The sequence below is a fragment of the Leptospira vanthielii serovar Holland str. Waz Holland = ATCC 700522 genome, assembly GCF_000332455.1.
GTDB classification, from domain to species: domain Bacteria; phylum Spirochaetota; class Leptospiria; order Leptospirales; family Leptospiraceae; genus Leptospira_A; species Leptospira_A vanthielii.
Map to the genome: position 1 here is coordinate 159,826 of NZ_AOGY02000014.1, position 12,074 is coordinate 171,899.

At 37.2% G+C, this 12,074-nt stretch carries 11 protein-coding genes; 3 read left to right on the plus strand and 8 right to left on the minus strand.

Annotated features, from left to right (window positions below):
* Positions 1-6 precede the first annotated feature (6 nt).
* Together LEP1GSC199_RS03010 and LEP1GSC199_RS03015 are read left to right on the plus strand one after the other, a co-directional pair.
* Entirely contained in the window at positions 7-663 is a 657-nt protein-coding gene (locus LEP1GSC199_RS03010) for a DAPG hydrolase family protein (RefSeq protein ID WP_002977058.1), read from the plus strand.
* Positions 647-1,249 carry a glutathione S-transferase family protein gene (locus LEP1GSC199_RS03015; protein ID WP_002976868.1) on the plus strand — a complete coding sequence of 201 codons (603 nt, stop codon included), beginning with the start codon at positions 647-649 and terminating at the stop codon, positions 1,247-1,249. The genes LEP1GSC199_RS03010 and LEP1GSC199_RS03015 overlap by 17 nt, the downstream gene beginning before the upstream one ends.
* Here LEP1GSC199_RS03015 and LEP1GSC199_RS03020 read toward each other — a convergent pair.
* Together LEP1GSC199_RS03020 and LEP1GSC199_RS03025 are read right to left on the minus strand one after the other, a co-directional pair.
* Positions 1,241-2,164, minus strand: a complete 924-nt coding sequence (locus LEP1GSC199_RS03020) for a cation diffusion facilitator family transporter (RefSeq protein WP_002977010.1) — start codon at positions 2,162-2,164, stop codon at positions 1,241-1,243. The two genes, LEP1GSC199_RS03015 and LEP1GSC199_RS03020, sit on opposite strands and share 9 nt — an antisense overlap.
* Before the next feature lie 83 nt (positions 2,165-2,247).
* On the minus strand, positions 2,248-4,140 hold the full coding sequence (locus tag LEP1GSC199_RS03025) for a putative bifunctional diguanylate cyclase/phosphodiesterase (protein WP_039925888.1): 1,893 nt from the start codon (positions 4,138-4,140) through the stop codon (positions 2,248-2,250).
* 89 nt (positions 4,141-4,229) lie between these two features.
* On the opposite strand from LEP1GSC199_RS03025, the gene LEP1GSC199_RS03030 reads away from it, so the two are divergent.
* On the plus strand, positions 4,230-4,739 hold the full coding sequence (locus LEP1GSC199_RS03030; RefSeq protein ID WP_002977187.1) for an acyl-CoA thioesterase: 510 nt from the start codon (positions 4,230-4,232) through the stop codon (positions 4,737-4,739).
* Positions 4,740-4,761: 22 nt separating this feature from the next.
* Here the strand turns inward: LEP1GSC199_RS03030 and LEP1GSC199_RS03035 are convergent, their stop codons facing one another.
* Genes LEP1GSC199_RS03035 through pheT form a run of 6 tightly spaced genes read right to left on the minus strand, consistent with a single transcriptional unit; the run spans position 4,762 to position 12,054 of the window.
* Entirely contained in the window at positions 4,762-5,139 is a 378-nt protein-coding gene (locus LEP1GSC199_RS03035; protein WP_039925889.1) for a hypothetical protein, read from the minus strand.
* A gap of 47 nt (positions 5,140-5,186) precedes the next feature.
* The gene (locus tag LEP1GSC199_RS03040) at positions 5,187-5,801 is read right to left on the minus strand and encodes a class I SAM-dependent methyltransferase (RefSeq protein WP_002977278.1); all 615 of its coding nucleotides are present in this window, start codon (positions 5,799-5,801) and stop codon (positions 5,187-5,189) included.
* Positions 5,794-7,017: an MFS transporter gene (locus LEP1GSC199_RS03045; RefSeq protein WP_002976785.1), complete on the minus strand. Its 1,224-nt coding sequence runs from the start codon at positions 7,015-7,017 to the stop codon at positions 5,794-5,796. The genes LEP1GSC199_RS03040 and LEP1GSC199_RS03045 overlap by 8 nt, the downstream gene beginning before the upstream one ends.
* Positions 7,018-7,061: 44 nt before the next feature.
* The gene (locus LEP1GSC199_RS03050; RefSeq protein ID WP_002976939.1) at positions 7,062-7,634 is read right to left on the minus strand and encodes a gamma carbonic anhydrase family protein; all 573 of its coding nucleotides are present in this window, start codon (positions 7,632-7,634) and stop codon (positions 7,062-7,064) included.
* Between the two features lie 11 nt (positions 7,635-7,645).
* Positions 7,646-9,607: a 7TM diverse intracellular signaling domain-containing protein gene (locus LEP1GSC199_RS03055; protein ID WP_002977034.1), complete on the minus strand. Its 1,962-nt coding sequence runs from the start codon at positions 9,605-9,607 to the stop codon at positions 7,646-7,648.
* A gap of 47 nt (positions 9,608-9,654) precedes the next feature.
* A complete protein-coding gene (pheT, locus tag LEP1GSC199_RS03060) occupies positions 9,655-12,054 on the minus strand; it encodes a phenylalanine--tRNA ligase subunit beta (protein ID WP_002977128.1) in 2,400 nt (799 codons plus the stop codon).
* Between the last annotated feature and the right edge of the window lie 20 nt (positions 12,055-12,074).

The window sequence follows — 12,074 nt, forward strand, 5'->3', positions numbered from 1 at the left end:
ATGAATATGAAAAAAGTCAAATTGGGACTGTTGCCAAAGTTAGAAATTAGTTGGAATCGGAAGTCTGTGGATTCTGCAGAATCAGGCAGGAATGTTTTGCCCGATGGGCGCATTAAATATTGGATTCGACATGAAACGTTAAAGGGAATCCATCCTAAAATGTTAGTTTGGTGGTTTCAGCATTTGGAAGGGGATATCGAATATGAAGGGAGTGTTTATAATCGATACCATGTATGGCATCCGGAAGACCATGTTCATTTAAGTTACGAAAAACGAAAGCCGGATGGTAGTGTTGGGCCTGGTGCTGAACTTAGGATCGTTGAATACTTAGGTAGGCAAAAGAGTTATTTAGTGAATGTTGTGAGTTCTATTGAGAAATTGGATGAGGAGGGATTTATTCATAATCCTCGCCTGGATGGGATTTTGCCTATTGCTCGAATGGAATATAGTTTTAAAGAAACGGAAAATGGAACCCGTTACGAGAACTGTTTGCTTGTGGGATGGAAAGGTTTTACCTTTCAGTTGCTTAGACCATTCTTTGAATTTTTGTTCTTTGACAAAAAACACGGATTTGCATGGATAAAACATAACATAGAAGAGGTGGGTCAGTTCGAACGTTTTTTACCTGATCTCTATAGGAAGGAAAATGAAAATTTACGGTGATAAACAATCTGGCAATAGCTACAAATTAATCCTTGTGACTTCCTTTTTAGAAATACCTTATGAATGGCAAAACATTGACACAAAAAAGGGAGAAACCAGGACAGATTCTTTTTTGCAAATGAATCCGAATGGAAAAATCCCAATTTTAATTTTAGACGATGGACGGATTTTGTCCGAGTCCAATGCCATTCTAAATTTTTTAGCAGAAGGAAGTGATCTGATTCCTAATGATTCATTCGAAAGAGCAAAAGTTTTTCAATGGCAGTTTTTTGAACAGTATAGTCATGAACCTTATATTGCAGTTGCAAGATACATTCGTCATTATCTTGGAATTCCTGAAGAGAGACGTGCCGAGTATGAATCAAAACAAATGGGAGGTCATAAAGCTTTACAAGTTATGGAAACCCAGTTAGAAAAAACACCTTATTTAGTTGGAGATCACCTGACAACGGCCGACATTTCGTTATTTGCTTACACACATGTGGCCGAGGAAGGCGGATTTGATTTATCGTCGTATCCGAAAATTTTAGATTGGATCAAACGAATCCAATCTTTAGAAAGATTTGTTCCTATGAAGTCATTCTGAATTTAGTTTACAAGCTTCTGCATCTGTTTCAAGTTCGATGGTTGTATGGATGATTTCAAAATCTAGGGCAACCTTTCGAATTTTTTCTTTGATCTTTGAAAACTCATTTAGCTTCACAGTTTTATCTATTAATACATGTAAAGATGCCACATGGTGGTTCCCATCTAAACTCCAGATTTTAATGTCATGCACTGAATGAATTCCTTTGATTTTTTCCCATCTACTGATTAAGTCTTGTCTATCGATCGATTCGGGAACCGCCTGCAACATGACTATCATCACTTGTTTGATGTTTCCATAAGCATTCCATAAAATCCATAAGGCAATTGCTAGAGAGAGTAAAGGATCAAACCAAGGTAATTGGAAATACATCATTACAATGCTACCGATAAGGACGGCAATCCATCCAAGAATATCTTCTAAAAAGTGCAGAAACACTGCTTTCTCTGTTAATGATTTGCCATGATTCAATCGGATCATGGCGGCTCCATTGACCACAACACCAACGATTGCCAATACAAACATAACATCAGCTTTGGTTTCTTCCGGTGTAATGAATCTTTTGATTGATTCAATAATCATAAAAATTGATCCAACGGAAAGAATTACAGAGATGATTAGGGCACCTAGTATAGAGAATCTTTTGTAACCATAATCAAAATAGAGGTCTTTTGGTTTCGTTGAAACCTTTTGGAGATACCAAACAAGAGCAAGAGACAATGCATCACCGAAGTCATGGAAGGCATCGGATATAATGGCGATACTATTAGAAAAGATACCACCGACTAACTCTAAGATAGAAAAACTTAAGTTAAGTGCAAATGCCCAGGCTAAGTTTTTAGATGATGATGTGGAATGGTTGTGGTGATCGTGCGAGTGATGGTCGTGGTTAGAATGATTATGACCTTGTCCCATAGAGGCTATGGTTTCAGATTAGTTTTTTCTCTGCAACTAAAGAAAGAGTAGAAAATAATCTGAATTCGCGGATTTGAATACAATCAATCAAATAGAATTTGCGGTCTTGAGTAAAGATATCCTTGGACAATGTGACAAGAGGTTTGTTTTAGGCGGAGAAGTTGCTCTTCGTTTTCAATACCTTCTGCAATGGTTTTGAGTCCCAATGAATCGGCCAAATGACAAATAGATTCTAAAAGAAGAAAGTTCCGATCAGAGCAGGCAATATCATCTAAAAAGGATTTATCAATTTTTAGTTCATCAAATTGTATTTTTTGCATATAATGAAGTGATGAATAACCTTTCCCAAAGTCATCCAAGGATACCGAGATACCTTTGGACCTGAGTTCGGATACAATTTGTTGGATGGTTTCTATTTCATCCAAGAATACATCTTCAGTGATTTCGAATATTAAGATTTTTGGATCAATGTTGTGATCTAATAGATAACGAATTATGTATTCGTTGAAGTTTGGATACAGAAAAAATATGGGTGAAATATTAATAGAAACCTGAATTTGTTTTCCATAAGATTCTAATAAACGAGGAATATGTGAAATTACTTTTTCGAAAATACATTTCCCGAAGGGAACAATTAATTCGGATTTGGTGATGATTGGGATAAATTCATCGGGAGTTACATCCCCAAATTCCGCTAAACTCCACCGAGCAAGTGCCTCAAGTCCCACAGTTTTTTTGGAAGTAATATCTACTTTTTCTTGGTAAGCAATCTTGAAGTTACCTCCATTGATGGCTTTCTCCAAATAATTCTTTAGCTTTTGTTCTCTTTCAATCTTCGATTCCATTCCTGGTTGAAACCAAACCAATTTTGTTAAAATTCCATCTCTTGCCACATTCATCGCTATGGAAAGTTTACGTATGATTTCATCTAGGTGGGTTGCATCTTGGGGAAATTGAATTCCAGAAACCCTATATTGTAGTCTATGTCCTAACCGTTCTGGTGTTAGGATCTCGTTATTGTTGAGGTCGAATTTTATAATAGCCTCTTCGATTTTGGATTTGTTTGAGTTTTCGATCCAAAGTATAAATTCATCGCCACCCAAACTCGCAACTAGTACATCTGGTTTTTCATCAGTATATAACTTTAATACACAGCCTGTTAAGGTAAGGATCTGGTCTCCAAATCCAATTCCATGTAAAGCATTGATTACCTTGAGTCCTTTCAAATTGATCAATAGAAGAAATGATTCTGATACACCAGAATTGATTCTATTTTGAATTAATTTTTCAAATAAATATCTGTTTGGTAGATGTGTTAATGAATCGTAAAAAGCTAGTTTATCAATATGTTTCTGCGATTTTAATATTTTGCTTCTTGATTCTTTGAGATAAACTATATTTTTAATTAATTTTGCTCGTAGTCTTTGGATTAAAAAGCCAGTTAAAACGGAAAATAGTATTAGGCTAACAGAATTAAAAACCCATTCTCTAGGGCTATTATTTCTAATTCCTAAAGAATCAGGGAATCGAATCCATGAAAAATAAACGAGTCCACCAAATAATGCAGGAAGTAAGGATAGGATGAGCGAAGAAACCAAACTTAAGATAGGTGGAAGAAAAACAAAAAAAGAAACAATCATAAAGGTCAATGAAATTTCAGCGCTGCCCAAAAGGCCACTTCTCATATAGGACAATACGGATATAAATATTGTTGCACAAATCAAACTAAAAACGCGAATGATTAATGGTACTTTGTTCTTTAAAAGAAATTCTAAAAATAAAATCGCTGCGAAACTAAGATCTACCGCAAAAAAAAGATAATCAACTTCACCTTGATGCGTTAAAAGGGGAACAATGTGTAAACCTGCTGCAACGACAAACAAACCTGATGCGGCTAGAAGAAATCGCCGAAGTAGGGGACTTGTATCCTTTTGGAATTTCGTCCAGTAGACATATTTATGTTTATCTGTCAGCATCTGCTTTCTATTGGACGAATGAAACTGGCCCCAAGAATCCTTAAAAAAGCCTTTCCTTCGTGATTGGTCAAGAGGAAGTTAGCCTCATTGTGACGAATCCTAACGATTTACCCGCTAAGTCACCCCAAGAATCCGCAGTTGAAACAAGGCATATTGTTCTACCCAATGATGCAAACCATTATGGAACAGCTTTCGGTGGGGCCATCATGAGTTGGATCGATTTAATCGCCGCAATGTCTGCGCAAAGGCATTCCGGTCATGAAGCTGTAACAGTAAGTATCGATCGAATTAATTTCATAACCCCAATTCAAATTGGTGACCACGTTAATTTAAAGGCTATGGTGAATTATGTTGGCAACACTTCTATGGAAGTGGGAGTTCAAGTCAATCGCGAGAATCCCTATACAGGTGAGATGGTACGTGCCACCACAGCCTATCTCTCGTTTGTTGCTTTGGATGAAAATAAAAAACCTTGTCGTGTCCCTCCCTTACGATTGGAAACAGACTTAGAAAAACGTAGGTTTGCTGAAGGGAAACTCCGGATTGAAATGGCAAAAGATTTTTCTGCCAAAATCAAAGCCGGAAGAAAGATTATTTAACAAACAAGTGTTACTTTGTGGTTTATTTAGTTTTGAATACGATCAAAGTTGCTATATAGGTTTCGAAAATGCTGAGAGGAATGGCGTACAAAAGAATCGCAAGTGGTAGGACACCTAGATTCCAGGTTACGACCCACATTAGAACAAAACCTACAAACCAACTAAATAAAAAAGTTTGTATCCACTTTAAATGATTAGATAAGAAAAAAATAGAGACTGCTAACAGGAGAGACCATACACCCCAAACCGCGCCATTGATGGGTTCAGAAGGGAATGTAAGTCCTAAGTGGGAGAAATGATCGAGCCAAATGGATTTGAAAAGAAATTCATTTCGAAAGAATTCTGACAAACTGATCCAAATTGTAGCATAAATTACTGGGAGAATTTTGGTTTTAATCATAAAATCAAAATCTATCGTTAGGTGAAGTATTGACAATTCTTATTCGATCAATTCACCCTTTTAAACCTACCAAATACAAAGTTTTGAATTGTATGAAATGGGGTTTCATGATCCTCTCTCTGAAACTCAATTGGTTCCAATTCAGGAGAAAAACAGTCTGTTAAGCTTTCTTCTGTATATTGTTTGATATCCAATCCACTACATTTTTTGGGGCCTTCCGTACTAAATGTACCTATGATGAATTCTCCATCTGGGCTTAGTGTTTTTAATAAATTCGCTTTGTATTTAGCAATCGCAGTAGGTCCGGTAAGAAAATGAAAAACAGCACGGTCGTGCCAAATGGAAAAGGAAGTTTCCGGATGATATTCTGTTATATCAGATACAACCCAATTCAAATTTTTACCTTTGTTTCCTATCCGATTTTTGCAGCGATCCAGGGCATTTTTACTGATATCTAAAATCGTAAGGTTCTCAAAACCGAGATCTAAGAGATAATCAACTAACAAAGATTCGCCGCCACCGACATCGATGATATTTGCTGTTTTCGATGGATTTGCATTTTGAATCAATTTCAGGGATAAGGAAGGAGTTGATTGTGTCCAACTCACTTCGTTTGGTTGTTTATCTTTATAAATGGTTTCCCAATGTAATTGTTTATCCATAAACTTTTAATTTCCTTCGATTGCGTTCGATATAAACAATAATAAAAATCGTAATCAAAACTAAAAAAGGAATACTTACTAAATTAAGACGAAGCCAACCAATTTTATTTTCCAAGTAACCCGCACTATATGTTGAAAGGATGGCCATAGAGTAAACAATAGTGTCATTAATTGCTTGAATGGTATTTTTTTCCGAAGGATGGTATTGTTCCACAAGTAGATTTGTTCCACCCACATACATAAAATTCCAACCAATGCCGAGAAGAATGAGGGCCACAGCAAAAGGCAAAAATTCGGTTCCTTGTAAGGCGGCAAAACTTTCTAGTCCCATAACAAAAATTCCGAGGAGAATGAGATAAGGAGCTGTCATCTTACGCACCAATTGTCCTGAGAAAAAAGAAGGGATGTACATTCCGAGGACATGCCATTGTAAAACAGTGGTTGAGGCATGCATAGCATGACCATGTGTTTTCATTGCCACTGGCACAGCCGACATAAGCATTGCCATCAGTCCAAAACTAAAAGCAGTCGCTAAAACAGAAACCCAAAGTCCAAAGTTTTTGATATGATAGGAGAGAGGTCTTACGGCTTCTCTAGGAGAGGATTCTGTTTCTATCGTATGAGCTTCGTTTGTTGGTTTAGAAGGTGTGGGAAGAAAACTGATAAAAACAAACTGAAGTGACAAACTTAAAATAAGGATGATATAACATCCCAAGTACATTGCATTCGGAATGAGTTGGATTCCGTGAAGTCCTGCCAATGGACCAAGAAATGCCGCAGGAATTCCCGCAATTAAAATCCAAGACAAAGCACTGGCCCTATCATGTGTGGGGACCGATTCCATTGCCACAAATCGTAAGTATTGTACAAAGGCTTGATGAAACCCATATAACAAATGTGCTACGGAAAAAAGTAAAAAATTTCTTTCATACATTGCATACGATGCAAGAGCAGCTCCGAAAATTCCAATCACCGTTCCTGTGAGCAAACCAAACTTACTACCTTTCCATTTCATAATTCTTGATGCTGGGACTAAACCAAGAAGGGTTCCAAGAATCACAAAAGAAATAGGTAAGGATGCTGATTCGGGAGAGGGTGCGATGCTTTGGCCGGCTAAAGCAGAGACGGCCATGATCATTACGGTCCCAATTTGAAAAACAGTTTGGGTAATGGAAAAAATTCCCAGTATTTGGATTTTATCTATAAATTTTTTCATAAGAGAGGTATCACTTAGACAATACAAAAATGAATTTGGGTATGTTAGATACCTAACTTTGTTATGATTTCTTTTGCTTGTGTTACAAAATGAACTTCTTCCTCTTTTTGAAACGGTACAAAGAGATTTTTTTCAAAACGAACGGATAAATGGGCATATTCGATACAACCTGCTACGGTTAATTCTGGTTTTGCTTTGCCTGGAAAAATTTTGATATCAGATCCATCAGGCACAACGAGAGATCGTGGAGGGATTTTTTTACCGCCGCGAATCATACATCCTGCGGCAATTTGAGAACCATCACCGATTTCTGCATTGTCAAGAACGATAGAGCCAATACCGATAAGAACACCTCTGCCGATTCTACAACCGTGAATCATAACATTGTGACCAACTAATGTCCATTCGCCGATAGAGATAGGACTTGTGCTATCTGTATGGAGTGTTGAATTGTCTTGAATATTCACATAACTTCCTAATCTGATGGTGTTCATATCGGCCCGAACGACTGCTCCTGGCCAAAGAGAAACAGAAGTTCCATACTCTATCATACCAAAGGCGGTAGCGGAAGGGTGGATGAAGGGCTTTGTAAACGCTGGAATTTCAGAATAGGACATGGATAGCAAATTCAACCTAGACTTTGAATTTCGCAACCGATAAATGTAATGTCGTCTTGTTTTACATCCCCTTCCGTAAACGAAGCTAGGTCACTGAGTACTTTTGCCATTGTATGATCCAAACTCATCTTTAGGTTCTCTTTTAAAATTTCATACAACCGGTCTTCACCAAATAGTTCTTTTTCTTCATTGAATTGTTCAAAAATTCCATCAGTAAACAAAAAGATACGATCGCCTTCTTCAATTTGGTGTTCAATGATTCGGTACTGAGTATGATCCATAAGACCAATAATTTTCCCTGTTCTTGGAAGGAGTTTGATATCATAAATTCTCTGATGAATTTGGTCTGGGTGGCCTGCAGAGGCATAGAAAAGTAATTTGTTTTTTAAATCAATATCGCAGACAGAACAAGTAAAAATAGTTTGAATATTGCTATATTTATTAATAAAGATTTGGTTCATATGAAATACCAAATCATCTGGATGGTCATAAATCATTTTTAATGATTCATATTCGGCTTTGATTGCCATTGTGATAAGGGCTGCTTGGATTCCATGCCCTGTGGCATCGGCCACAAAAATTCTATAGTAATCAGGTTTTACTTGTGTTAGGTCATAAAAATCGCCGCCAACTTCTGACATAGATTGGTAGTAGGAATGAAAATGGATTCTAGGATCGCTGGTTTTAATATCCGAAAACAAAGTTTTTTGGATTTTTTTAGCAACATTCAAATCCTTTTTAATCAAATTCAATGATTCATCTAAAGTTTTTGTACGTTCTCTCACTTTTTCTTCGAGAGTGACTAATGCCTCGGCTTGTGTTTTGGCCTTTTCTTCTTTTAGTTCATTGATTTTATTTGCGAGGGCTAAAGATAAAATGGCTGCTTCCAAGGTAGATCCAATTTGATTTCCATAAATTGTAAAAACATTCACAGGCAAAATTCCGTTTTGCATCAAAGTATACATTAGTATCCCAAAGAGTAATGTACTCCAACCAATGAGAAATAACCTTGCTTGTTTGTTACCCGTGCTATAGTTTACTATGGCAACAAAAAGAGTGGACACAACAAAAACTTGCGCGATGAAATTTCCCAAACGAACTGCGATGTCGATGGGTAGATAAGCATACGGAATTAAAATATAAAATAAAACAAGGACTTTGAGCGATTGGATCAGTCTGTGAGGCCAAGGATTCAGTTCCCGAAGGTTTAAAGTTTGTTGTGCGAATGTCCAACCAGATAGTGCCGAACAAGTCACAATGATACTTCCAATACGATTATGAATTTCTGGATGATCTAATGTAATTACTTGGTTAAGAATTCCATTTAGATACATTTGTAACATTAGATTAAAAAATATAGAAATGGAATAAGTGATGTATGCTTTTTCTTTTAAGATAAAATAAATGAATAAATTGTAAATCACCATGATGAAGATGGTTCCGTAAAAAAAACCAAGAATGGTATTTTCTAAATTTTCTTTTAAGTAAAATGTTTCTTTCGAATAAAAACGAATCAAATAACTTGTATTAGATGATGATTTTGTTTCTAAAATAAGCGTTTTCGTTTCGTTTTCTTTCCAATCCAATTCAAAAGCAATGGATTTGGAGAAAGCATCCCAGTGAGAATGGGCGATAAAATCGCCACCTTCCTTGATTGGTTCTGGATTTCCCTCTTCATAAACACGAACCATGTCAAGGTGGGGGTTTCCTAAATCAAAAATCAATTTGTTAGCAGAGGTTGGGTTTGTGGCTTTGATGCGAAGGTAAACATGGTTTGATTGGAAACCCAAACTCAAGTTATTCTTAAATATAGGAGTCCAACGAAGTTTTTGAAAATTGACGTCAGTGCCCGCGGCGATTGCATAATCGATTTTTTGCGGAACAAAACTGTCGTCAGCAATGGATTTTTGAATTTCCAATCGTGAACAGGACAAAACTAAACCCGACAAAATGACTGTTAGGAGTGTCCGCATAAACTCGGATGATTTCCCGATAAAAATCGGGATTTGTCAAAGCAAATTTATCGTAAGCTGTATCCGTTTGCCTTAGCTGTTTCTACCAGTGAATCGGAAAGTTCTTTGAATCTTTCTTGGGTAAAGGTTTTGTCATAGGACATAAGTTGAAACCTGTAAGTGACAGATTTTTTTCCTTCACCCACAGAGTCCCCTTTGAAGATGGTCTGCACAAAGACAGATTCTAGTTCGGGAATTTTCATCGTTTGCACTAAGTTTGCAAAGGATTCTGTAGAATCTTTTTCGTTCATAAGTAAGGAAAGATCGAGTTGGCCTTGAGGAAAGTTGGAAGGAGGAATGAAATGAGAATTCCTTCCCTGTTTTTCCCAAACATCCACTAACTTTTCCATATTGATTTTTGCGAGAATGGCACGGCGTTTTAAATCGTAGTCGTCCGCATAACGCGTGTGAAGAATTCCTAATTCAACAATTTCAATTCCATCATAAGAAAGAACAAGAGAAGCATTGGGATGAAAGTAGTTTCTATTTGATTTGGACCATTGGAATTTTGGAAGGTTTAAATACTCGAAAAGTTCGGAAATAGTTTCTCTCAAACAAAGAAATTCTGATTCAACTGCGGCCAAGTCGCTGGGTTTGTTTTTGGAAAGAGATAAAATGGCAAGCCAACGTCTTTCTTCTGCTGAATCAGAACCTTTTCCTTCTTTATGGTAAGTTCTTCCTAACTCAAAAAGATTGACTGTTTCAAATCTGTCTTGGTTGACTTTTGCTTGTTTGATAAGACCTGGAAATAAACTATTTCGTAATAATGAATGTTCGTCGGGCATTTCGTTCGCAATTTTTAAAGAGGAACTTTCTTCTGATGATTCTAGTTTGGCATCTGTCGGGGAAGCAAATGAATAATTATATACTTCACTAAATCCCGCTTCCAAAGCGAGAAAGTTTTTGACTCTTCGTTCCAATTCACGGAGTGGATTTCGAATCGGTGTTTCCACTGCCATGGATATGGCTTGTGTCTGGATGGACGCATAACCAATGGTCCTTCCAATTTCTTCCACAAGATCTTCTGGGATGGTCACATCATAGTTTTGTCTATACCTAGGAACAAGAACCGAAAGTTCTTCTCCTTGGTTTGTGACTGTAAACCCGAGCCGATTTAAAATCTCAGTGACTTCATTTTGGGAAATGTCTTTTCCTAATTTATGACGTAGGAAAGTAAGATTTGTTTTGATGGTAACGGATTTGGATTCTGTATGGTTGAATCCTTGTGGCTCATAAACCTTAATGTTGGGATTTCCATTTTCTTTTAATAGTTGGACTGCCCTGCGAATTACTGGCAACGAAGTGAAACTATCTAAACCCTTTTCGTAACGAACTGCCGACTCAGTGCGGATATTTGTTTTACGAATGGAAAAACGCACATCTTCTCTTTTAAAAACAGCAGATTCCATCACTATATTTTTTGTAGAATCGATTACAGCCGAATCTTTTCCCCCCATAACACCTGCTAGTGCCACTGGATCGTTTCCATTTTGGATAAGAAGGAGGTCTTTTGGGAGTTTCGGTGTTGTGTCGTCCAATAAGGGGAAGGATGTCCCTTCCGCAGATTTCACAACCGAGAAAGTTGTGGATTGTAATCTTTCTTTATCAAAAAAATGAGTGGGTTGGCCCAGTTCTAACAGTAAGTAATTGGAAACATCCACTACATTGTTTATGGAGCGAATTCCACATTTTTCGAGTCTTGCTTTGATTTTGGGGATAGAAGGAGCGATGTTTACATTTTGGATGGAACAAACATAATAGGAATGAGCATGTTCCGATTGAGTAACCGACAGTCCATCATTCCCTGATTCTAATTTTGTTTCAGCTTGGAAAGGAAATTGGTTAAAAGGCAATTGGAGTTGGGATGCCAACTCACGAGCAAATCCAAAATGATTCCAAAGGTCTGGACGATGTGTGATCGATTTGTTATCGATTGTGAGGATGGTATCTTCCCATAAAAATAGTTTGCGAACAGAAATTCCAAGAGTCGTATCCGAGGGAAAAATCAAAACTCCCGAAGATTCTAAAGTTAGGCCCAATTCTTTTTCGGAACAGTACATCCCTTGGGAACGAACCCCACGTAGTTCAGAATCTAAAATTTCTTTTCCGTCAAGTTTAGTTCCAGGAAGGGCCAAAGGAACAATGTCTCCCACCTTAACATTTGTGGCTGCGGTGACAATTTGGTAATCTTTGGAACCATCTGTGGCGATGGTGGTTTGGAGTTTTTCCGCATTCGGATGTTTTTCAAGTGATTTGATTTTTACAGTGATAACCGATGATAGGTGGAGTTTGAATTCTTCCGCATCATCAATTTCGCAAATAGATGTATTAATTTTTTCCAGAACCTTTTCGAAAGGAATCTGGGAGAGGGGGGTAAATTCGTTTAACCAATCAACTGAAAGTTTCAAGTGAAATCCTTAATTGATAA